At 70.6% G+C, this 21,699-nt stretch carries 17 protein-coding genes; 9 read left to right on the plus strand and 8 right to left on the minus strand.

The window, feature by feature from the left end; translation table 11 throughout:
• Positions 1-16 precede the first annotated feature (16 nt).
• From ACFVW8_RS03655 to ACFVW8_RS03665, 3 genes are all read right to left on the minus strand, one after another.
• Complete coding sequence (locus ACFVW8_RS03655) at positions 17-853, minus strand: aldo/keto reductase (protein WP_389685926.1); 837 nt, start codon at positions 851-853, stop codon at positions 17-19.
• 157 nt (positions 854-1,010) lie between these two features.
• Entirely contained in the window at positions 1,011-2,810 is a 1,800-nt protein-coding gene (locus tag ACFVW8_RS03660; RefSeq protein ID WP_389685927.1) for an AMP-dependent synthetase/ligase, read from the minus strand.
• Between the two features lie 345 nt (positions 2,811-3,155).
• Positions 3,156-4,058: a LysR substrate-binding domain-containing protein gene (locus ACFVW8_RS03665; protein WP_389685928.1), complete on the minus strand. Its 903-nt coding sequence runs from the start codon at positions 4,056-4,058 to the stop codon at positions 3,156-3,158.
• A 118-nt stretch (positions 4,059-4,176) separates the two neighbouring features.
• Here ACFVW8_RS03665 and ACFVW8_RS03670 point away from each other — a divergent pair, with 118 nt between their 5' ends.
• Complete coding sequence (locus tag ACFVW8_RS03670; protein ID WP_389685929.1) at positions 4,177-5,205, plus strand: bile acid:sodium symporter family protein; 1,029 nt, start codon at positions 4,177-4,179, stop codon at positions 5,203-5,205.
• Between the two features lie 94 nt (positions 5,206-5,299).
• Here ACFVW8_RS03670 and fdhD read toward each other — a convergent pair whose 3' ends face one another.
• From fdhD to ACFVW8_RS03695, 5 genes are read right to left on the minus strand one after another with little or no spacing between them, the layout of a single operon-like run.
• The gene (gene fdhD / locus ACFVW8_RS03675) at positions 5,300-6,148 is read right to left on the minus strand and encodes a formate dehydrogenase accessory sulfurtransferase FdhD (protein WP_389685930.1); all 849 of its coding nucleotides are present in this window, start codon (positions 6,146-6,148) and stop codon (positions 5,300-5,302) included.
• 5 nt (positions 6,149-6,153) lie between these two features.
• A complete protein-coding gene (locus tag ACFVW8_RS03680; protein ID WP_389685931.1) occupies positions 6,154-7,014 on the minus strand; it encodes a 2Fe-2S iron-sulfur cluster-binding protein in 861 nt (286 codons plus the stop codon).
• On the minus strand, positions 7,011-8,972 hold the full coding sequence (locus ACFVW8_RS03685; protein WP_389685932.1) for an NAD(P)H-dependent oxidoreductase subunit E: 1,962 nt from the start codon (positions 8,970-8,972) through the stop codon (positions 7,011-7,013). Before ACFVW8_RS03685 ends, ACFVW8_RS03680 begins: the two co-directional genes overlap by 4 nt.
• Positions 8,963-10,906: a molybdopterin oxidoreductase family protein gene (locus tag ACFVW8_RS03690; RefSeq protein ID WP_389685933.1), complete on the minus strand. Its 1,944-nt coding sequence runs from the start codon at positions 10,904-10,906 to the stop codon at positions 8,963-8,965. Before ACFVW8_RS03690 ends, ACFVW8_RS03685 begins: the two co-directional genes overlap by 10 nt.
• Positions 10,903-11,901, minus strand: coding sequence for a 2-dehydropantoate 2-reductase (locus ACFVW8_RS03695; RefSeq protein ID WP_389685934.1), 999 nt, complete (start codon positions 11,899-11,901; stop codon positions 10,903-10,905). Before ACFVW8_RS03695 ends, ACFVW8_RS03690 begins: the two co-directional genes overlap by 4 nt.
• A 250-nt stretch (positions 11,902-12,151) precedes the next feature.
• On the opposite strand from ACFVW8_RS03695, the gene ACFVW8_RS03700 reads away from it, so the two are divergent.
• The 8 genes from ACFVW8_RS03700 (at position 12,152) to ACFVW8_RS03735 (ending at position 21,559) form a co-directional block, all read left to right on the plus strand.
• Positions 12,152-13,102: a beta-ketoacyl-ACP synthase III gene (locus tag ACFVW8_RS03700; protein WP_389685935.1), complete on the plus strand. Its 951-nt coding sequence runs from the start codon at positions 12,152-12,154 to the stop codon at positions 13,100-13,102.
• A gap of 64 nt (positions 13,103-13,166) precedes the next feature.
• Positions 13,167-13,844 (plus strand): GntR family transcriptional regulator, encoded by a 678-nt coding sequence (locus ACFVW8_RS03705; protein ID WP_389685936.1) that lies wholly within the window; start codon positions 13,167-13,169, stop codon positions 13,842-13,844.
• A gap of 254 nt (positions 13,845-14,098) precedes the next feature.
• A complete protein-coding gene (locus ACFVW8_RS03710) occupies positions 14,099-15,280 on the plus strand; it encodes an ROK family protein (RefSeq protein WP_389685937.1) in 1,182 nt (393 codons plus the stop codon).
• 258 nt (positions 15,281-15,538) lie between these two features.
• Positions 15,539-17,065, plus strand: coding sequence for a sugar ABC transporter ATP-binding protein (locus ACFVW8_RS03715; RefSeq protein WP_389685938.1), 1,527 nt, complete (start codon positions 15,539-15,541; stop codon positions 17,063-17,065).
• Positions 17,062-18,111 carry an ABC transporter permease gene (locus ACFVW8_RS03720; protein WP_389685939.1) on the plus strand — a complete coding sequence of 350 codons (1,050 nt, stop codon included), beginning with the start codon at positions 17,062-17,064 and terminating at the stop codon, positions 18,109-18,111. The genes ACFVW8_RS03715 and ACFVW8_RS03720 overlap by 4 nt, the downstream gene beginning before the upstream one ends.
• A 71-nt stretch (positions 18,112-18,182) precedes the next feature.
• A complete protein-coding gene (locus ACFVW8_RS03725; protein ID WP_389685940.1) occupies positions 18,183-19,223 on the plus strand; it encodes a substrate-binding domain-containing protein in 1,041 nt (346 codons plus the stop codon).
• A gap of 68 nt (positions 19,224-19,291) precedes the next feature.
• Positions 19,292-20,542: a Gfo/Idh/MocA family protein gene (locus tag ACFVW8_RS03730; RefSeq protein ID WP_389685941.1), complete on the plus strand. Its 1,251-nt coding sequence runs from the start codon at positions 19,292-19,294 to the stop codon at positions 20,540-20,542.
• 12 nt (positions 20,543-20,554) lie between these two features.
• A complete protein-coding gene (locus ACFVW8_RS03735) occupies positions 20,555-21,559 on the plus strand; it encodes a sugar phosphate isomerase/epimerase family protein (protein WP_389685942.1) in 1,005 nt (334 codons plus the stop codon).
• Positions 21,560-21,699: the final 140 nt, after the last annotated feature.

Raw genomic sequence — 21,699 nt, forward strand, 5'->3', positions numbered from 1 at the left:
GCGGCGAGACGAGGCCTCAGGCGCCGAGGTTGAACTCACCCGGGTGCGAGCCCAGCCGCTTGCCCTCGTCCAGCGCCGCGAACGCGGCCAGGTCGTCGTCGTCCAGCTCGAAGCCGAACACATCGATGTTCTCCGCGATCCGCGACGGGGTCACGGACTTGGGGATCACCACGTTGCCCGTCTGGAGGTGCCAGCGCAGCACCGCCTGGGCCGGTGTGCGGCCGTGCTTCTGCGCGACCGCGACGACCGTCGGGACCTCCAGGAGGCCCTTGCCCGAACCCAGCGGGGACCAGGCCTCGGTCGCGATGCCGTGCTTCGCGTGCAGCGCGCGGGACTCGGCCTGCTGAAGCTGCGGGTGCAGCTCGATCTGGTTGAGCACCGGCACCACGGAGGTCTCGCCGAGCAGGCGCTCCAGGTGCTCGGGAAGGAAGTTCGAGACGCCGATGGCCTTCGCGCGGCCGTCGGCGTAGATCTTCTCGAACGCCCGGTACGAGTCCACGTACGCGTCCTTGGCCGGAACCGGCCAGTGGATCAGGTACAGATCGACGTAGTCGAGGCCCAGCTTGTCCAGCGAGTCGTCGAACGCGCGCAGCGTCGAGTCGTAACCCTGCTCGGAGTTCCACAGCTTCGTGGTCACGAAGAGCTCGTCGCGGGCGACCCCGGAGGCGGCGATGGCCCTGCCGGTGCCGCCCTCGTTGCCGTAGATCGCTGCGGTGTCGATGCTCCGGTACCCGGACTCGATTGCTGTGGCGACCGCCTTCGCGGCCTCGTCGTCCGGCACCTGCCAGACTCCGAAACCGAGCTGGGGCATCTCGACGCCGTTGTTGAGGGTGAGGGAGGGGACCTGGCTCACGAGCGGTCGATCCTAACGTCGGGGGGTGGGACTCCCAGTGTGAACGATCAATACGGCCCGCACATTCCCGTGTCCGGGCCGATTCTCCCGGCACGCTACCTCCGGCACGACCGGCGGGAGGGGCACTCCGCACGAACCGGTACGGGCCCGGGCCGGCTCAGCGGTACAGCGCGTCCACCTCGGCCGAGTACGCGGTCTCGATCGCCTTGCGCTTCAGCTTCAGCGACGGCGTGAGCAGACCGTGCTCCTCGGTGAACTGATGCGCCAGAATCCGGAACGTACGGATCGATTCGGCCTGGGAGACCGCGGTGTTGGCGGCCACCACCGACCTCCGGACCTCCATCTCCAGATCCGGGTCCCGCACCAGGTCGCCCGGCGAGAGCTGCTGCCGTCCCTGCATCGCGAGCCAGTGCTCCACAGCCTCCTGGTCCACGGTGACCAGCGCCGCGATGTACGGCCTGTCGTTGCCGACCACGATGCACTGAGCCACCAGCGGGTGCGCCCGCACCCTCTCCTCCAGACCGGCAGGCGAGACGCTCTTGCCGCCGGACGTCACCAGGATCTCCTTCTTCCGCCCGGTGATCGTCAGATAGCCGTCCTCGTCCAGCGCCCCGATATCCCCGGTGGCCAGCCAGCCGTCGTTCAGTACCGCGTCGGTGGACTTCGGGTCGCCCAGGTACCCGGAGAACACATTGCGGCCGTACACCCAGATCTCGCCGTCCTCGGCGATGTGCACCGTGGTGCCGGGGATCGGCTGCCCCACCGTGCCGTACCGGGTGCGCTCGGGCGGATTGGCGGTGGCCGCGGCGGTCGACTCGGTCAGTCCGTACCCCTCGTACACCGTGACACCGGCCCCCGCGAAGAACAGCCCGAGCTGCCGTTCCATCCCCGAGCCGCCGGACATGGCGTGCCGGATCCGGCCGCCCATCGCATCCCGGACCTTCTTGTACACGACCTTCTCGAAGAACTGGTGCTGCATGCGCAGCCCGGCGGACGGGCCGGGGCCGGTGCCGAACGCCCGCGCCTCCATCGCCTCGGCGTACTTCACCGCGACGTCGACGGCCTTGTCGAACGGTCCTGCCTTCCCCTCGGCCTCAGCCTTGCGGCGGGCGCCGTTGAAGACCTTCTCGAAGATGTACGGCACCGCCAGGATGAACGTGGGGCGGAACGTCACCAGGTCCGGCATCAGCGCCTTCGCCGACAGCTCCGGCTGGTGGCCCAGCTTCACCCGGCCACGGATCGCCGTGACCTCGACCATCCGCCCGAAGACGTGCGCCAGCGGAAGGAAGAGCAGAGTCGAGGCCTCGTCGCCCGGCCGGGAGTGGAAGACAGACTCCCAGCGCAACGCCATCGTGTCCGTCTCGAACATGAAGTTGGCGTGCGTGATCACACAGCCCTTGGGCCGTCCCGTGGTGCCCGAGGTGTAGATGACGGTCGCCACCGAGTCGGGCGTCACCGCACGCCGGTGCCGGTGCACGACGTCGTCCCCGACGTGGACGCCCGCGTCGACCAGTTCGGTCACCGCGTCGGCGTCCAGCTGCCAGAGCCGCTTCAACTGAGGCAGCTGGTCGATGACCGAAGCGATCGTCATCGCATGGTCCTCGTGCTCGACCATGACCGCCGAGACCTCGGCGTCGTGGAGCATCCAGAGGACCTGTTCGGCCGAGGACGTCGGGTAGACCGGCACGGACTGCGCGCCGACCGCCCACAGGGCGAAGTCGAAGAGCGTCCACTCGTAGCGGGTGCGCGACATCAGGGCGACCCGGTCACCGAACCGCACGCCGTGCGCGATCAGCCCCTTGGCCAGAGCCAGCACCTCGTCGCGGAACGTCGCGGAGGTGACATCCAGCCAGCGACCTTGTGCGTCCTTGCGGCAGAGGGCGACCCGGTTCGGATCCTCCTCTGCATAGTCGAAAACGACGTCGGCGAGCCCGCCCACGTGGGGCGCGGCCGCCATGGGTGGGACAGTGAACTCGCGCAATGACCTGCTCCTTGTGGCGCTCCGCACAGCGCCGTGACGCTACCCCACCGGACGCCGTAGCGGGAGAGTCGTAAGCGGCCCGTAAAACGTGGCATCTGCACTGGTCAGGGGCTGAAATCCGGCCAGATGGGCAAGGCTCGGGCGCGCTTTGGACCAAGGCGTAAGCGGCTCGCGCGGGAATCTCCACCGAATCTGTACGCCGCAATCACTGCCGGTCCGGACGGGTACGGGGGATTGGTCCGCATCTGTCGGCCCTGACCGGGTTGGGCCGTCCCGGCAGGGACCACGGCCACGAGCCATTCTCCCCCTTGCCCGGACGCGTCATGCACCGTCCCGGCCACGGATTGCGCCGAGCCCGCCCGGCGGTCGGATCAGCCGGTCGCCGCCCGCCAGGATCGCCGAGGCGAGCGCGTCCGCCGCCTGTTGCGCGCCGTCCCGGCGGCGGCCGTGCAGCAGGACGAAATCCACCTCGCCGAGCTCCGGCAGCCCCGCCCTGGCCGGCACCGGGACCAGTCCGGGCGGGACCAGGCCCCGGCTGTGCGCCATCACGCCGAGCCCCGCGTGGGCGGCCGCGATCAGACCACTGAGGCTGCCGCTCGTGCACGCGACCCGCCACGACCGCCCCTGCCCCTCCAGTACCTCCAGCGCGCGGGCCCGGGTGATGCCCGGCGGCGGGAAGAGGATCAGCGGCACCGGGCGGTCCGGGTCGATCCGCAGCCCCGGCGCGCCGATCCAGGTGAGCGCGTCCTGCCAGACCAGCTCCCCGTGGGTGTCGCCGGTCCGACGCTTGGCCAGCACCAGATCGAGTCGTCCCGCCGCCAGCTGCTGGTGCAGCGTGCCCGACAGCTCCACGGTCAGCTCCAGCTCGACGTCCGGATGGTCGCGGCGGAACGACTGGAGGATCTCCGGCAGCCGGGTCAGCACGAAGTCCTCCGAGGCCCCGAACCGCAGCCGCCCGCGCAGCCGGGTGCCGGTGAAGAACGCCGAGGCCCGCTCATGGGCCTCCAGGATCGTCCGGGCGAAACCGAGCATCGCCTCGCCGTCCACGGTGAGATCGACCCGGTGGGTGTCACGGGTGAACAGCTGACGCCCGGCCGCCTCCTCCAGCCGCCGCACGTGCTGGCTCACCGTGGACTGCCGCACTCCCAGCCGGCGGGCGGCCCGGGTGAAGCTCAGGGTCTGGGCGACGGCGAGAAAGGTGCGCAGCTGCGCGGGGTCGTACATGACGCCACGTTATCGCGATCCGTGATCACAGTAAGAGCGGTATGCCGGATTCCCGATGTCGGTGATCAGGAGCAGGATGGAGAGGGCACGACCATGAACGAGAGAACACGTGGAGCACATGAGCCGCCGCACCCTGCAGTTGCCGTCCTGGCTGCCGATCGACCCGTACATCCTGGCGCTGATCGGCACCGTCGTACTCGCGGCGCTGCTGCCGGCCTCCGGCGCGGCCGCCGACGTCGCGGGCGGGGCCTCCACCGGCGCGGTCGCGTTCCTCTTCTTCCTCTACGGCGCACGGCTCTCCACCGCTGAGGCACTCGACGGACTCAGGCACTGGCGGCTCCACCTCACCGTCCTGGCCTGCACGTTCGTCGCCTTCCCGCTGCTGGGACTGGCGAGTGGGGGACTGGTGCCGTACGTGCTGACGCCCCAGCTGCAGAGCGGCTTCCTCTTCCTCTGCCTGGTCCCCTCGACCATCCAGTCGTCGATCGCCTTCACCTCGATCGCCCGCGGCAACGTCCCCGCCGCGATCTGTGCGGGCTCCTTCTCCTCGATCGCCGGGATCTTCGTCACCCCGCTGCTCGCGGCCGCACTGCTCGGCAACAGCGGCGGCGGCTTCTCCGGGGACGCGCTGCTGAAGATCGGCGTCCAGCTGCTGCTGCCGTTCGTCGCGGGACAGCTTCTTCGCCGCTGGATCGGCGGCTTCATCGCCCGGCACAAGAAGGTCCTGGGCTTCGTCGACCGGGGCTCGATCCTGCTGGTCGTCTACACGGCGTTCAGCGAGGGCATGGTCGCCGGCATCTGGCACCAGGTCACCCCGGCCCGGCTCGGCGCCCTGCTCGGGGCCGAGGCGGTGCTGCTCTCGCTGATGCTGGCGGTGAGCTGGTACGGGGCGAAGCGGCTCGGCTTCGGCCGGGAGGACCGCATCGCCATCCAGTTCGCCGGTTCGAAGAAGAGTCTGGCCGCCGGCCTGCCGATGGCCAGCGTCCTGTTCGGCGCGCAGGCGAGCCTGGCCGTGCTGCCGCTGATGCTCTTCCACCAGATGCAGCTCATGGTGTGTGCGGTGATCGCGAAGCGACGCGCCCGCGACCCGCAGGAGCCGGCCGCGGGCGGCTCGGCGGTGACGCGGGATCCCGTCACGGTGACCTGACGGGAGCCGCCGCAGTCAGGGGCTGAGGCCGGCCGGCGCAGGGGGCGCTCCCCGCCGGCCGGACCCCTGACCCGTGCAGCGCGGGCGGGATGCCTCAGCCCCGGACGGCCGTCGCCTCCAGGGCGATGCGGTGCTCACCCGCGTACACGTTCATGGAAGGACCCCGCAGGAAGCCGACCAGGGTCAGGCCGGTCTCGGCTGCCAGGTCCACGGCGAGGGACGAGGGAGCCGACACGGCCGCCAGCATCGGGATGCCGGCCATCACCGCCTTCTGCGCCAGCTCGAACGAGGCCCGCCCCGAGACCAGCAGGATCGACCGGGACAGCGGCAGCCGGTTGTCGGTGAGGGCCCGGCCGACCAGCTTGTCGACGGCGTTGTGCCGGCCCACGTCCTCCCGTATGTCGACCAGCTCCCCCGTCTCGGAGAACAGCGCCGCAGCGTGCAGGCCCCCGGTCCGGTCGAACACCTGCTGCGAGGCGCGCAACCGGTCGGGGAGGGCGGCCAGCAGCGAGGGTTCGACCCGGACCGGGGGAGTGTCGGCGACGGGGTGCCGGGTCGTGGTGCGGACCGCGTCCAGGCTGGCCTTGCCGCACAGGCCGCAGGAGGACGTGGTGTAGACGTTGCGCTCCAGTGTGATGTCCGGGACCACGACACCGGGCGCGAGCCGCACGTCCACCACGTTGTACGTGTTGACCCCGTCGGCCGTCGCCCCTGCGCAGTACACGATCGACTGCACCTCGTGGCCCTCGCCGAGCACGCCCTCGCTCACCAGGAAGCCCGCCGCCAGCGCGAAGTCGTCACCCGGGGTGCGCATGGTGATGGCGAGCGGCTTGCCGTTCAGCCGGATCTCCAGGGGTTCCTCGGCGACGAGGGTGTCGGGGCGGGTGGAGACGACCCCGTCCCGGATGCGGATGGTGCGGCGGCGCTCGGTGACCCGTCCCATGACCGTTAGACCCGATTCTGTACGTGTTGGAAGCCGAAGCGGCCCTTGATGCAGAGGTTGCCGTGGGTCACCGGGTTGTCGTGCGGCGAGGTGACCTTCACGATCTCATTGTCCTGCACATGGAGCGTGACATTGCAGCCGACACCGCAGTAGGCGCAGACCGTGGTGGTCTGCGTCTGCGCGGCTTCGTCCCAGGTCCCGGCCTCCCGCATGTCGAACTCGCTCTTGAACGAGAGCGCCCCGGTCGGGCACACCTCGATGCAGTTGCCGCAGTAGACACACGCCGAATCGGTGAGCGGCACCCCGTGCTCCGTGGAGATGCGGGCGTCGAAACCGCGGCCCGCGACCGCGATGGCGAACGTGTTCTGCCACTGCTCGCCACAGGCGTCGACGCACTTGTAGCACTGGATGCACTTGTCGTAGTCCCGGACGTAGAGGTCGTTGTCGACCTTCGGCTCCTCGTTGACACGGGCCGCGTCGGCGCCGAAGCGGCCGGGCTCCGCCCCGTACTCCTTTATCCACTCGGCGGCCCGGGGTGTCGTCGACAGGTCGGTGGCCGAGGCGAGCAGCTCCAGCACGACCTTGCGGCTGTGCCGGGCCCGGTCGCTGTCGGTGCGCACCGACATCCCCGCCTCGGCCCGGCGCGAGCACGCCGGGGCGAGGGTACGGGCGCCCTCCACCTCCACGACACACACCCGGCAGGCGTTCTTCGGCGTGAGCGTGTCGCCCTGGCACAGCGTCGGCACGTCCTTGCCGGCGGACCGGCACGCCTCCAGGATCGTCGACCCCTCCGGTACCCGCGTCTCCTGCCCGTCGAGCGTGAACTCGATCAGACGGCGCGGGAGTTGCAGCGGAACAGCGGTCATGTGTAGACCCCCAGACGGTCGATGGCGGACTCGACGGCATTCCACGCGGTCTGCCCCAGACCGCAGATCGAGGCGTCGCGCATGGCCCGCCCCACCTCTCTCATCAGGGCGATGTCATCGGCGGCCGCGGCACCCGTACGGTCCTTGATCCGGTGCAGCGCCTCCTCCTGCCGTACCGTGCCGACCCGGCAGGGCACGCACTGCCCGCACGACTCGTCACGGAAGAACTCCGCGATCCGCAGCAGAATGCGCGGGAGGTCGACCGAACCGTCCAGGACCAGCACCACGCCCGAGCCGAGCGTCGTCCCCGCCGCCCGTGTCCCCTCGAAGGTGAGTGGGATGTCCAGCTCGTCGGGGCGCACGAAGCCGCCCGCCGCGCCGCCGAGGAGCACCGCGCGCAGATCCCCGGGCGGGCCCGCGAGCTCCAGCAGCTCCCGGAGGCTCGCGCCGAACGGCAGCTCGTAGACCCCGGGGGCGCTCACGCCGCCCGATACGCAGAACAGTTTGGTGCCGGTGGACGAGCCGGTGCCGGTGGCCGCGTACGCCGCGGCGCCCTGTTGCAGGACCGGCAGCACGTTGACCAGGGTCTCGACGTTGTTCACGACGGTCGGCTTGCCGAAGAGGCCCTTCTCGACCGGGAAGGGCGGCTTGGAGCGGGGTTCACCGCGCTGCCCCTCGATCGAGTTGAAGATCGCGGTCTCCTCGCCGCAGATGTACGCTCCCGCGCCCCGCCGGATCTCGATGTCGAAGGCGTACCCCTGGCCGAGGACGTCGGGGCCGAGCAGGCCCCTTCGGCGGGCGCTGTCCATGGCGTGGCTCAGCCGTTCGTACGCCCGCGGGTACTCGCCGCGCAGGTAGACGAATCCCTGCTGGGCGCCGGTCGCGTAGCCGGCCACGGTCATCGCCTCGACGAGGGCGTACGGATCGCCCTCCATCAGCACCCGGTCCTTGAAGGTGCCCGGCTCGCTCTCGTCGGCGTTGCAGACGAGGTAGTGCGGGGTGTCGGGCTGCTGGGCGGTGGCCTCCCACTTGCGCCCGGTGGGGAACGCGGCGCCGCCCCGGCCGACGAGGCCCGCGTCCAGGACCTCGCGGATGACGCCGGCGGGGCCGAGGGCGAAGGCCCGGCGCAGGGCGGCGTAGCCGCCGTTTGCGCGGTAGTCGTCGAGGGAGCCGGGGTCGGCGGTGCCGATGCGTTTGAGGAGTACGAGGTCCTGGCTGCCGGCCTGAGGGACGGCTGTCTCGGGTGGGGGTTCGGCGGGGGCGGACTCGGGGGAGCGGATCGCTGTGGCGAGGGTTGCCGGGGTGGCGGGGGCGATGACCGCGGTGCGGTGGGGGCGGTGGGTGGTGGCGCCTGCGGCGCAGCCGGGGGCTCCGCCCCCGGACTCCCGGTCCTCAGACGCCGGACGGGCTGGAAGGGCCGGGACCGGAAGGGGCGGGCCGGCTGACGGGGCTTGCTCGCCCGCCTGGATCAGCAGCGCCGCCGGTGCCCTCTCGCACAGGCCCAGGCAGGGGCTCTCCTGCCAGACCGCGCCCTCCGTGGCCGTGCCCGCCGGGGCGAAGGTCTCCGTCAGGCCGGCGCAGAGCGTGGCCGAACCGCGGGCCGCGCAGGCCAGGTCCGTGCAGACGTGGAGGACCTTCGCCGGGCGGGGGCGTACCGAGAACATCGCGTAGAACGTCGCCACGCCGTACGCCTCCGCGGGGGCCACCGTCAGCCGTCGGCAGATGTAGTCCAGGGCGCCCTCGCTGATCCAGCCCACCCGGTCGTTCACCGCGTGCAGGGCGGGCAGCAGCTGGTCGCGCCGGTCCTTGGCGGCCGCCGCACCGCCCTTCGCCCACCGCAGGTCCTCGTCGCTGCGGGTCTGCGCGCCCTCCCAGCCGGACGGCGGCGGTCCCAGCAGGCCGTCCACCGCGTCCCGTTCGGCGTCCGTCGGAGCGGCGTCCGTGTATTTCAGGTCCATGCGGGCACCAGCTTCTCGATCCGTACGGCGGATGCCTTGAACTCGGCGGTGCCGGCGATCGGGCAGTTCGCCTCGATCGTCAGCAGGTTGGTGTCGACCTCGTCCGGGAAGTGCATCGTCATGAAGGCGAGCCCCGGCCGCAGCCCGTCCTCGATCCACACCGGAGCGGTGACGCTGCCCCGGCGGGACGACACCCGAACCTCCTCGCCGGTCGCGACTCCGTAGGCGGCCGCGTCCTCCGGGCAGAGCTCGATGTATTCGCCGCGCCGCAGCGGCGATGCGTAACTCCCGCTCTGTACGCCGGTGTTGTACGAGTCGAGGCGCCGCCCCGTCGTCAGCCGCAGCGGGTACTCCTCGTCGGTGAGGTCGACCGGCGGATCGTGCTGGACGAGGCCGAAGGGAGCGGCCGGTCCTCGTCGTGCCGGATCGGTCTCCCAGAGCCGGGCGTGCAGGAAGCTCGACGGCAGCTTCTCCGTGTCGGGACAGGGCCACTGGAGCCCCTGGTGCTCCTCCAGCCGCTCATACGTCATCCCGAAGTGATCGGGGGACAGGGAGCGCAGTTCGTTCCACACCGTCTCGGAATCGGTGAACTTCCAGTCGTGGCCGAGGAGTCCGGCCAGGGCGCAGATGATGTCGATGTCCTCCCGCGCCTCGCCGGGCGGGATCAGCGCGGCCCGCACCCGCTGCACCCGGCGCTCGCTGTTGGTCGTGGTTCCGTCGGTCTCGGCCCAGGCGGCCGTCGCGGGCAGCACCACATCGGCCAGTTCGGCGGTCTTGGTCAGGAAGATGTCCTGGACCACCAGATGGTCCAGTGCCTCCAGCCGTCGTACGGCCTGTTCGCTGTCGGCCTCCGACTGGGCCGGGTTCTCGCCGATGCAGTACACCGCCCGCAGTCCGCCGCTCTCCATCGACTCGAACATCTCGGTGAGCGTCTTGCCGTACCGGGGCTGGATGACGGTGTCCCAGGAGCTTTCGAACTTCTGCCGGGAGTGCGGGTCGAGGATGTCCTGGAAGCCGGGCAGCTTGTTCGGGATGGCGCCCATGTCGCCGCCGCCCTGCACGTTGTTCTGCCCGCGCAGCGGCTGGACGCCGGAGCCGTACCGGCCGACGTGGCCGGTGAGCATCGACAGGTTGATCAGCGCGCGGACGTTGTCGGTGCCGTTGTGGTGCTCGGTGATGCCCAGCGTCCAGCAGAGCTGGGCCCGTTCGGCGGTGGCGTAGGCATGGGCCAGTTCGCGGATCGCCTCGGCCGGCACTCCCGTCACCTTCTCGGCCGCCGACAGCGTCCACGGTTCGACGAGTGCCGCGTACTCCTCGAAGCCGGTCGTGGCGCGGGCCACGAAGGCCCGGTTGACCAGTCCGGCGTGGATGATCTCGCGGCCGATCGCATGGGCCAGCGGAATGTCCGTGCCGACGTTCAGACCCAGCCAGCTCTCCGCCCACTCCGCCGTGGAGGTGCGGCGCGGGTCGACGGCGTGCATGCGGGCGCCGTTGTGGATGCCCTTCAGCACGTGCTGGAAGAAGATCGGGTGTGCGAAACGGGCGTTGGAGCCCCACATCACGATGAGATCGGTGTGCTCGACCTCCTCGTACGAGGAGGTGCCGCCACCCGAGCCGAAGGCCGCCGAGAGTCCGGCGACGCTGGGGGCGTGGCAGGTCCGGTTGCAGGAGTCCACGTTGTTGGTGCCCATCACCACCCGGGTGAACTTCTGGGCCACGTAGTTCATCTCGTTCGTGGCGCGGGCGCAGGACAGCATCGCGAAGGCGTCGGGGCCGTGCTCCTGCCGGGTCTGCCGGAAGCCGGCAGCGGCCCGGGCCAGCGCCTCGTCCCAGCTTGCCCGGCGCAGGGTGCCGTCCGCGTCCCGGACCAGCGGATGTGTCAGCCGCTCGTACTGCTTGCGCTCACGCCGGCGGCGGTTGTTGTTGTTGTTCACTGTGCACTCCCTGCTGGGGCCGTGGCGGCCGAGGAGGTGGTGGCGAGGAGGTCGGCGAGCGCGTGCACGGCGCGCAGCGTCGGCACGGGGACCCCGGCCAGATCGGCGAGTTCGACGACGGCGGCGAGCAGTACGTCGAGCTCCAGGGGCTTGCCCTTCTCCAGGTCCTGGAGGGTGGAGGTCTTGTGGTCGCCGACGCGTTCGGCGCCCGCGATGCGCCGTTCCACGGAGATCCCGGGCCGGCAGCCGACCGCGGCGGCGACGTCGAGGGTCTCGCGCATCATCGATTCGACGAGCGCGCGGGAGTCGGAATGGCGGCAGATCTGGCCCATGGTGGCCCTGGCCAGCGCGCTGATCGGGTTGAAGGAGATGTTGCCGATCAGCTTGATCCAGATGTCGTTGCGCAGATCCGGTTCCACCGGACACTTGAGCCCGCCCGCGACCATGGCCTCGCTGAACGCGTGGCAGCGCCGCGACACGGTCCGGTCCGGCTCCCCGATGGAGAACCTGGTGCCTTCGAGATGGCGGACGACGCCGGGCGCCTCGATCTCCGTGGCGGCGTAGACGACGCAGCCGATGGCCCGTTCGGGCGGCAGGGTGGAGCTGACCGCGCCGGCCGGGTCGACGCTGTTGATACGGCGGCCGGCGTGCGGGCCCGCGAGCCCGTGGAAGTACCACCACGGGATGCCGTTCTGCGCGGCGACGAGCGCGGTGCGGTCGTGCAGCAGCGGATGGACGAGGGGGCCCGAGGCCGCGTACGAGTTGGCCTTCAGCCCGAGGAACACGAAGTCGACGGGCCCGACCTGCGACGGATCGTCGGTGGCCGAGGGGCGTGCGGTGAAGTCGCCGCGGGGGCTGAGGACGCGTACGCCGTCACGGCGCATGGCGGCCAGATGCGGCCCGCGGGCGATGAGATGGACCTCGGCGCCGGCGCGGTGGAGCGCGGCCCCGACATAGGCGCCGATCGCGCCGGCGCCGACAACTGCAACTTTCACGGGGGCTCTCCGTTCGGTAGGGACCGAGCGAGGCGGGAGCGGGGAAGCAGTGCGGGAAGTGCGGGGGAGGGAACAGGAGACTCTGTCAAGTCGACAGAATATTGTCTACAGTATGCCGTCTGGGCGGTCAAGGCTGTTGTCAAGCCTCCAATCGGCAGCCGGGAATCCTGTGGGATCACGTGCCGCTGTACCGGTCGGTAGCGACCAAGACTGGATGGTTCCTGCCATATGTAGCGAGGGGAACCTGAATATGACCGGCTCACGTGTCGTGGCGCTCGGCCACTATCAGCCCGCCAAGGTGCTCACCAACCATGACCTGGCGGCCATGGTCGACACCAGTGACGAGTGGATCACCAGCCGCGTCGGCATCAAGACCCGCCACCTCGGCGGACCCGACGAGCCGGTGGACGAGCTGGCCGCGCACGCGGCGGCGAAGGCGCTCGCCGCCGCCGGTCTGCAGGCCACGGACATCGACCTGGTCCTGGTCGCCACCTCGACGGCGATCGACCGGTCGCCGAGCATGTCGGCCAGGGTCGCCGCCCGGCTGGGCATGACGTCGCCCGCGGTGATGGACATCAATGTGGTCTGTTCCGGTTTCACCCACGCCCTCGCCACCGCCGACCACGCCGTGCGTGCGGGTGCGGCCACCCGTGCGCTGGTGATCGGCGCCGACAAGATGGGTGACATCGTCGACTGGACCGACCGCTCCAGCTGTGTGCTGATGGGGGACGGCGCCGGCGCCGCGGTCGTGGTCGCCGACTCCGGCGGGGCGGGCCGGCCCGGCATCGGCCCGGTGCTCTGGGGTTCGGTGCCCGGCATGGGGGACGCGGTGCGGATCGAGGGGACGCCGCCGCGCTTCGCCCAGGAGGGGCAGTCGGTCTACCGCTGGGCCACCACCCAGCTGCCGCCCATCGCGCGCAAGGTATGCGAAAAGGCCGGAATCACCCCCGAGGATCTCGCCGCGGTGGTGCTGCATCAGGCCAATCTCAGGATCATCGAGCCGGTCGCCAGGAAGATCGGAGCCGTCAACGCGGTCATCGCCCGGGATGTGGTGGATTCCGGCAATACGTCCGCCGCGTCGATCCCGATGGCGCTGTCCAAGCTGGTGGAGCGCGGGGAGGTCGCGGCCGGTGCTCCGGCGCTGCTTTTCGGCTTCGGCGGGAATCTCAGTTACGCGGGTCAGGTGATCCGCTGTCCCTGAGGGGACCTGCGCTCGGTAGACTGTAGACGATAAGCAATTGCTCGTCGCTCGGAGGGGGACCGCAATGTTGTCCACAGGACTGCCGCAAGGGGCTGTGCCGAAGCTGGAACGGCCCGGTCCGCTGCGCGAGCGGGTCTACGAGGCACTGCTCGAACTCATCACCACCCGTGCTCTCCGCCCCGGACAGCACCTCGTCGAGAGCGAGCTGGCCGGCCATCTCGGGGTGTCCCGGCAGCCGGTGCGCGAGGCGTTGCAGCGGCTCAACACCGAGGGCTGGGTAGATCTGCGGCCCGCACAGGGCGCGTTCGTCCACGAGCCCACCGAGGAGGAGGCGGACCAGCTGCTCTCGGTCCGTACGCTCCTGGAGGCCGAGGCCGCCCGGCTCGCCGCCGCCAACTCCGGCACCGCGGGCATCGCCGCTCTGGAGGAGCTGTGCGCCAAGGGTGAGCAGGCCGTCGCCGACGACGATGTGGACCTGGCCGTCGCGACCAACGCGGCCTTCCACGCCAAGGTCATGGAGCTGGCCGGCAATGTGGTCCTCGCCGAACTGGCCGCACAGGTGGACCGCCGGGTCCGCTGGTACTACACACCCGTCGCACGCCAGCGGGGCACCCGGTCCTGGATCGAGCACCGCTCCCTGATCGCCGCGATCTCCTCGCGCGACGAGCAGCAGGCCACCGCGGTCATGCGGTCCCACACGGAGCACACCCGCAAGACCTACCACGAACGCGAGGAGAGCTGACCCGCTCGCTCGCCATGCCCTCGAACGCCGGCTGAGGAATCGTTTCCGCCCGGCGGTCGGGGGCATTGCCGTGCTCCGCCGGTGAGGCCCGACCGCTCCTTCCCGGGCAGCCGTCCGCACCCCTTTGTCCTCAGGGTGGAGAAAGTTGTGGTCGATTCCTGCGCAACTTCTTCCCACTCCCGGAAAGCGCTGCTACGTTCCCCTCCAAAGCCCGACGGACAGGCCGATGTGGCGGGGAGGGGCGCGTGAGACGTATGACGGCACGACCCGCGAATGCGCATCAGGCGCGACTGCTCCGGCTGTTGCGCGACGGCGGGCCCAACTCACGGGCACAGCTGGGGGATCAGGTCGATCTCTCCCGCTCCAAGCTCGCCGTCGAGGTGGACAGACTGCTGGAGACCGGCCTTGTGGTGGCCGACGGACTCGCCGCATCCCGCGGCGGGCGTCGCTCGCACAACATCCGGCTCGCCCCGGCACTGCGCTTCCTCGGCGTCGACATCGGCGCCACATCGGTCGATGTGGCGGTCACCAACGCGGAGCTGGAGGTCCTGGGCCACCTCAACCACCCCATGGACGTACGTGAAGGGCCCGTCGCCATCTTCGAGCAGGTGCTGTCCATGGCGGCCAAGCTCCGGGCCTCCGGGCTCGCCGAAGGGTTCGACGGCGCGGGCATCGGTGTACCGGGACCGGTCCGCTTCCCCGAGGGAATCCCCGTCGCACCGCCGATCATGCCCGGCTGGGACGGCTTCCCGGTCCGCGAGGCGCTCAGCCAGGAGCTGGGCTGCCCCGTGATGGTCGACAACGACGTGAACCTGATGGCGATGGGGGAGCAGCACGCGGGCGTCGCCCGCTCCGTGGGCGACTTCCTCTGCGTCAAGATCGGCACCGGTATCGGCTGCGGCATCGTCGTCAGCGGTGAGGTCCACCGCGGCACGACGGGCAGTGCGGGCGACATCGGCCATATCCAGGTCACACCGGACGGGCGCCCCTGCGCCTGTGGCAACCGGGGCTGCCTGGAAGCCCACTTCAGCGGCGCCGCACTGGCCCGCGACGCCGAGGACGCGGCCCGCGCCGGTCAGTCCGTGGAGCTCGCGGCCCGGCTGGAGGCGTCCGGGAAACTCACCGCCGTCGATGTGGCCGCCGCCGCGGCCGCGGGTGACGCCACCTCGCTCGACCTGATCCGCGAAGGCGGCAACCGGGTCGGTCAGGTCATCGCCGGACTCGTCAGCTTCTTCAACCCCGGTCTGGTGGTGATCGGCGGCGGGGTGACCGGACTGGGTCACACCCTGCTCGCCAGTGTCCGGACCCAGGTCTACCGGCAGTCACTGCCGCTGGCCACCGGCAACCTCCCCATCGTGCTGGGCGAGCTGGGACCCGCCGCCGGAGTGATCGGCGCGGCCAGGCTCATCAGCGACCACCTCTTCTCACCCGCCTGACCCCTTTCCCGTCGGCCCGGCCGCACCTGCGTCCCGCACCGGTCCGTCCCGTTCCACCGGCCCGACCCTGTCCCACCGGTTCGATCTGTTTCCCGCCGGCCCGATCCTCGGCCGGTCAGCAACAAGGCACCGTCCCCGCGCCGCCGGCCGGGGTCCGGGGACACCCCGGGACAGCACTGCGCCCTGCCCGCTCACCGGCCCTCCCACGCCTCGGCATCGTCCGAGCCGGGGAGACCCCATTCGCCGAGGGGATTTGTCATGGCTCCAGAACCACCTCTGCTCACGATGTCCGGCATCACCAAGTCCTTCCCCGGCGTGCGTGCACTCGACGGCGTCGACCTGGAGGTCCTGGCCGGCGAAGTCCACTGTCTGCTCGGCCAGAACGGGGCCGGCAAGTCCACCCTCATCAAGGTGCTCGCCGGGGCCCACCAGCCCGACGACGGCGAGATCATCTGGCGCGGCTCACCGGCCGTGCTGAAGTCGCCCATCACCGCGATGCGGCTCGGGATCGCCACCATCTACCAGGAACTCGACCTGGTGGAAGGGCTGTCGGTCGCCGAGAACGTGTTCCTCGGCCATGAACCCACCAGTGCGGGCTTCGTCGTCCGCACCGGCGAGGGCCGCACCGCGGCCGCCGCGCTGCTGAAGCGCCTCGGCCATCCGGAGATCGATCCGGCCCGCGCCGTCGGTGAACTCTCCGCGGCCCAGCAGCAGATCGTGTCGATGGCCAGGGCGCTCTCCCACGACGTACGGCTCATCGTGATGGACGAGCCGTCCGCCGCCCTCGACCCCGACGAGGTCGCCAACCTCTTCCGCATCGTCGCCGCGCTGACCGCCGACGGCGTCGCAGTCGTCTACATCTCCCACCGGCTGGAGGAGATCCGCCGGATCGGCGACCGGGTGACCGTCATCAAGGATGGCCGGACCGTCGCCGTCGGCCTGCCCGCGGAGTCCACACCCACGCGCGACATCGTTGCCATGATGACCGGACGCAATGTCGAGTACGTCTTCCCGCCGAAGCCCGACACGGTCCCGGCGGACGCCGTGACCGAGCCCGTGCTCAAGGTCGAAGGCCTGACCAGGAAGGGCGAGTTCGCCCCCGTCGACCTGGAACTCAGGCCCGGTGAGATCGTCGGCCTCGCAGGGCTGGTCGGCTCCGGGCGCTCCGAGATCCTGGAGACCATCTACGGCGCCCGACGTGCCACGGCCGGCCGGGTCACCGTGGCCGGCCGCCCGCTGCGATCCGGCAGCGTCCGCGCCGCCGTGGCGGCCGGCATCGGCCTCGCCCCCGAGGAGCGCAAGGCGCAGGCCCTGCTGATGCTCGAATCCGTCACCCGCAATGTCTCCGTCTCCTCCATGTCCCGCTTCTCCAGGGGTGGTTGGCTCGACCGGGGCGCCGAGCGCAAGGCGGCCCGCGCCGCGACCCGGGAACTCTCGCTGCGCCCCGACAACCCGGACACCCCCGTCCGCACCCTGTCCGGCGGCAACCAGCAGAAGGCGGTCCTGGCCCGCTGGCTGCTGCGCGGCTGCCGGGTCCTGCTGCTCGACGAACCGACCCGCGGGGTGGACGTCGGCGCCCGCGCCGAGCTCTACGCCGTGATCCGCCGGCTGGCCGACGAAGGCCTCGCCGTTCTGCTCGTCTCCAGCGAAGTGCCCGAAGTCCTGGGCCTCGCCGACCGGGTGCTGGTCCTCCGCGAAGGCCACGTCGTCCATACGGCGGACGCCGGGGAACTGGACGAGCACCGCGTACTCGACCTCGTGATGGAAGGGAGCCCGACGTCATGACGCAGCCCGTCTCCTCGGCACAGCAGAGCGGGCCGGACAAGGGCGCCGCGCCCGCATCCGTCCCCGCGCCCCCGCAGAAGGACAGATCCCCGCGAGCCTTCGGGCTGCGCGTGGACCTGCGCAGCCTCTCGCTGCTGGGTGTCCTCGCCGTACTGATCGTCGTCGGCGCCGTCACCGAACCCGACGCCTTCCTGGACACCGGGAACCTCCAGCTGATCCTGACCCAGGCGTCCGTCATCGGTGTGGTGACCGTCGGAGTGACCTTCGTCATCACCAGTGGCGGGATCGATCTGTCCGTCGGTGCCATGGTGGCCCTCGCCTCGGTCTGGGCGACCACCCTGGCCACCCAGGAGTACGGCTTCGTGGGGATCCTGTTCACCGCGATGGTCGTCGGCCTCGGGGCCGGACTGATCAACGGTGTGCTCATCGCGTACGGCCGGCTGGTGCCGTTCATCGCGACGCTGGCGATGCTCGCCTCCGCCCGCGGGGTGGCCCTCCTGATCACCGACGGCAAGACCCAGATCGTCACGGTCAAGTCCGTCCTGGACCTGGGCCTGCCCGGTTCCTACGTCCTCGGCATCCCGCCGCTCGTCATGATGTTCGCCGTGGTCGCCGTCGTCGGCTGGCTGCTGCTGAACCGTACGACCTTCGGCCGCCGCACGGTCGCCGTCGGCGGCAACGCGGAGGCGGCCCGGCTGGCGGGCATCGACGTCCGGCGGCAACGGCTCTACCTCTACCTGCTGTCCGGACTGTGCTGCGGTATCGCCGCCTTCATGCTGATCATCCTGTCCGGCTCGGGACAGAACACCAACGGCAATCTGTACGAACTCGACGCCATCGCCGCCGCGATCATCGGCGGCACCCTGCTCACCGGCGGCCGCGGCACCATCGTCGGCTCCGTGCTCGGCGTCCTCGTCTTCACCACGATCACCAACATCTTCGCGCTCAACAATCTGCAGAGCGACGTCCAGCAGATCGCCAAGGGCGCGATCATCGTCGCCGCCGTCCTGGTCCAGGGCCGCACATCGGCCCGGACGGATACCTGACCTCGGATCACCTTCCGTACAGCTCGCACCTGTTCCGCATGCCCACGCACCGGATGAAGGGTTTGACAGCCATGCCAGAAACCAGCCGCAGAGGACTGCTCTTCGGTACCGCAGCACTCTCCGCGGGCGCCTTCCTGACCGCCTGCACCAGCAATGACCCCAAGGAGAAGGACACCGCCGCGCAGGGCGCCGCGCCCGCTGCCGACGACAAGCCCGGCAAGGCCGTCACCATCGGCTTCGCGGGTCCGCAGGCCGACCACGGCTGGCTCAACGCGATCAACGAGAACGCCAAGTCGCAGGCGAAGAAGTACTCCGAGGTGACCCTGGAGACCACTGAGGGCTCCAACGACACCGCCGCCCAGATCGGCCAGGTCAAGACCCTCATCAACAAGAAGGTCGACGTCCTCATCATCCTCCCGGCCGACGGCAAGGCGCTCACCCAGGTCGGCCTGGAGGCCATGCGGGCGGGCATTCCCGTCATCAACCTGGACCGCATCTTCGCCTCCCCGCAGGCCTACCGCTGCTACGTGGGAGGCGACAGCTACGGAATGGGACTCAACGCCGGTACGTACATCGGCGAACAGCTCAAGGACAAGCCGAACGCCAAGGTCGTCGAGCTGGCCGGCATCGACGGTCTGGAGCTCACCAAGCAGCGCAGCCAGGGATTCTCCGACGCGCTGAAGAACTACTCCAACATCAAGCTGGTTGCCCGTCAGGCCGCCGACTTCACCGTCGAGTCCGGCCAGGCGAAGATGTCCCAGCTCCTCCAGGCGCAGAAGAAGATCGACGCCCTGTGGAACCACGACGACGACCAGGGCGTCGGCGCGCTGCGCGCCATCCAGCAGGCCGGCCGGGACGAGTTCCTGATGGTCGGAGGGGCCGGAGCCAAGTCCGCGATGGATGCCATCAAGGCGGACAACAGCGTGCTGAAGGCCACCGTTCTCTACCCGCCGAGCATGGCGGCCTCCGCCGTGGACCTGGCCCGCGCCCTCGGTCAGAGCAAGGGGCTCGCCGGTCTCTCCGAGGTCGAGATCCCGACCAACCTCACGCTCTTCTCGGCGGTGGTCACCAAGGACAACGTCGATCAGTACCTGCCGACGGGCTTCAACTGAGCAGCCCCGCAGGAGGGTGCTGACCCTCCTGCCGCACCCACCGAACCACCGATGAGGAGGAAGCCCGGATGGCCCGTAGGGAAGAGACGGAGCAGGAGGCGGCGGTGCCGCCGACGTACCGGCCGATGGCGAGCGCGCCCACGCTCGGGGTCGGCATGGTCGGATACGCCTTCATGGGCGCCGCCCACTCGCAGGGGTGGCGGACCGCCGGCCATGTCTTCGAGCTGCCGATGAAGCCGGCTCTCGCCGCGATCTGCGGACGCGACCGAAGGGCGGTCGAGGCCGCAGCCGACCGGCACGGCTGGGCGGCGGCGGAGACCGACTGGCGTGCCCTGATCGCCAGGGACGACGTGCAGCTCGTCGACATCTGCACCCCCGGCGACAGCCATGCGGAGATCGCCATCGCGGCTCTGGAAGCGGGCAAGCACGTGCTGTGCGAGAAGCCGCTCGCCAACACGGTGGCGGAGGCGGAGGCCATGGCCGAGGCGGCGCGGCGCGCCGCCGACCGCGGTCAGGTGGCGGTGGTCGGCTTCAACTACCGCAAGGTGCCCGCCATCACCTACGCCAGGAAGCTGATCGCCGAGGGGCGGATCGGCGCCCTGCGGCACGTCCGCGCCACCTACCTCCAGGACTGGCTGGTCGACCCCGCGTCCCCGCTCACCTGGCGGCTGGAGCGGGAGCACGCGGGTTCGGGCGCCCTCGGCGACCTCGGGGCGCACATCGTGGACCTCGCCCAGTACCTGGCGGGGGAGTTGCTGGTCGGAGTGTCGGCGGTGACCGAGACCTTCGTACGCGAACGGCCCGTGCAGGCCGGGCCTTCGGGGGGCCTCGGCGGGGTGGCGGCGGCGGGGGAGCGGGGATCGGTCACGGTCGACGACGCGGCGCTCTTCACCGGCCGGCTCGCCTCCGGCGCGCTGGCCTCCTTCGAGACGACGCGGATGGCGGCCGGCCGCAAGAACGCGCTGCGGCTGGAGATCAACGGTGAGCTCGGCTCGCTCGCCTTCGACCTGGAACGGCTCAACGAACTGTCCTTCCACGACCACACCGAGCCCGCCACCACGGCCGGCTTCCGGCGCATCCTGGTCACCGAGCCCGAGCATCCGTACCTGGAGGCCTGGTGGCCGCCGGGGCACGCGCTCGGCTACGAGCACACCTTCATCCACCAGGCCCGTGACGTGGTCCGGACGATCGCCGAAGGCGCCGCCCCCACGCCGTCGTTCGCGGACGGTCTGCAGGTGCAGCGGGTGCTCGCGGCGGTGGAGGAGAGCGCCGCGAAGAACTCCGTGCACACTCCCGTCCTCACCCCCGCCCAGCTCTAGGAGGTCCTGCGCATGCCCCGTCCCTTCACCCTCTTCACCGGTCAGTGGGCCGACCTGCCCCTGGAGGACGTCTGCCGGTACGCCCGCGACTTCGGCTACGACGGTCTCGAACTCGCTTGCTGGGGCGACCACTTCGAGGTCGACAAGGCGCTGGCCGACCCGGGGTACCTGGACAGCCGGCGTCAGCTGCTCGACAAGTACGGGCTGAAGTGCTGGGCGATCTCCAACCACCTGGTCGGCCAGGCCGTCTGCGACAGCCCGATCGACGAGCGCCACCAGGGCATCCTGCCCGCCCGGATCTGGGGTGACGGGGAGCCCGAGGGTGTGCGCCGCCGGGCCGCCGAGGAGATCAGGAACACCGCGCGGGCGGCCGCCGCCTTCGGGGTGCAGACGGTCATCGGGTTCACCGGCTCGTCGATCTGGCACCTGGTGGCGATGTTCCCGCCGGTCCCGCCGCACATGATCGAGCGCGGCTACGAGGACTTCGCCGAGCGCTGGAACCCGATCCTCGACGTGTTCGACGCGGAGGGGGTGCGGTTCGCCCACGAGGTGCACCCGAGTGAGATCGCGTACGACTACTGGACCACGCACCGCGCGCTGGAGGCGGTGGGCCACCGGCCGGCGTTCGGGCTGAACTTCGACCCGAGCCACTTCGTCTGGCAGGACCTCGACCCGGTCGGTTTCCTCTACGACTTCCGGGACCGGATCTACCACGTGGACTGTAAGGAGGCCCGCAAGCGCCTGGACGGCCGCAACGGCCGGCTCGGCTCCCACCTGCCGTGGGGCGACCCGCGGCGCGGCTGGGACTTCGTCTCGGCGGGGCACGGTGACGTGCCGTGGGAGGACGTGTTCCGGATGCTGCGGTCCATCGAGTACGACGGGCCGGTCTCCGTGGAGTGGGAGGACGCGGGCATGGACCGGCTGGCGGGCGCGCCGGAGGCGCTGACATCGCTGAAGCGGTTCGATTTCGACCCGCCGAGCGCATCGTTCGACGCGGCGTTCGGAGGTAAGGACTGAGCGCCGGATGCGGGGCGCTGGGCGCCAGATCAAGCCTCGCCGGCGTTTGAGGCGCGGGGTCTGGGGCGGAGCCCCAGGTTCGGGAAGGGGCGGGTAGGGGAAGGGCCCCCGCCCCAGGCCCGGCGGCAGACCGCACCCGC

The organism is Streptomyces sp. NPDC058221, assembly GCF_042882365.1.
Taxonomy (GTDB): domain Bacteria; phylum Actinomycetota; class Actinomycetes; order Streptomycetales; family Streptomycetaceae; genus Streptomyces.

What these genes read in the sequence shown, in the direction of transcription:
- ACFVW8_RS03710 (WP_389685937.1), top strand. Translation starts at nt 14,099, where the DNA reads ATGACGGCACGACCCGCGAATGCGCATCAGGCGCGACTGCTCCGGCTG.
- ACFVW8_RS03680 (WP_389685931.1), bottom strand. Translation starts at nt 7,014, where the DNA reads ATGACCGCTGTTCCGCTGCAACTCCCGCGCCGTCTGATCGAGTTCACG.
- ACFVW8_RS03730 (WP_389685941.1), top strand. Translation starts at nt 19,292, where the DNA reads ATGGCCCGTAGGGAAGAGACGGAGCAGGAGGCGGCGGTGCCGCCGACG.
- ACFVW8_RS03660 (WP_389685927.1), bottom strand. Translation starts at nt 2,810, where the DNA reads ATGGCGGCCGCGCCCCACGTGGGCGGGCTCGCCGACGTCGTTTTCGAC.
- ACFVW8_RS03665 (WP_389685928.1), bottom strand. Translation starts at nt 4,058, where the DNA reads ATGTACGACCCCGCGCAGCTGCGCACCTTTCTCGCCGTCGCCCAGACC.
- ACFVW8_RS03725 (WP_389685940.1), top strand. Translation starts at nt 18,183, where the DNA reads ATGCCAGAAACCAGCCGCAGAGGACTGCTCTTCGGTACCGCAGCACTC.
- ACFVW8_RS03715 (WP_389685938.1), top strand. Translation starts at nt 15,539, where the DNA reads ATGGCTCCAGAACCACCTCTGCTCACGATGTCCGGCATCACCAAGTCC.
- ACFVW8_RS03705 (WP_389685936.1), top strand. Translation starts at nt 13,167, where the DNA reads ATGTTGTCCACAGGACTGCCGCAAGGGGCTGTGCCGAAGCTGGAACGG.
- ACFVW8_RS03685 (WP_389685932.1), bottom strand. Translation starts at nt 8,972, where the DNA reads ATGGACCTGAAATACACGGACGCCGCTCCGACGGACGCCGAACGGGAC.
- ACFVW8_RS03700 (WP_389685935.1), top strand. Translation starts at nt 12,152, where the DNA reads ATGACCGGCTCACGTGTCGTGGCGCTCGGCCACTATCAGCCCGCCAAG.
- ACFVW8_RS03720 (WP_389685939.1), top strand. Translation starts at nt 17,062, where the DNA reads ATGACGCAGCCCGTCTCCTCGGCACAGCAGAGCGGGCCGGACAAGGGC.
- fdhD (WP_389685930.1), bottom strand. Translation starts at nt 6,148, where the DNA reads ATGGGACGGGTCACCGAGCGCCGCCGCACCATCCGCATCCGGGACGGG.
- ACFVW8_RS03735 (WP_389685942.1), top strand. Translation starts at nt 20,555, where the DNA reads ATGCCCCGTCCCTTCACCCTCTTCACCGGTCAGTGGGCCGACCTGCCC.
- ACFVW8_RS03670 (WP_389685929.1), top strand. Translation starts at nt 4,177, where the DNA reads ATGAGCCGCCGCACCCTGCAGTTGCCGTCCTGGCTGCCGATCGACCCG.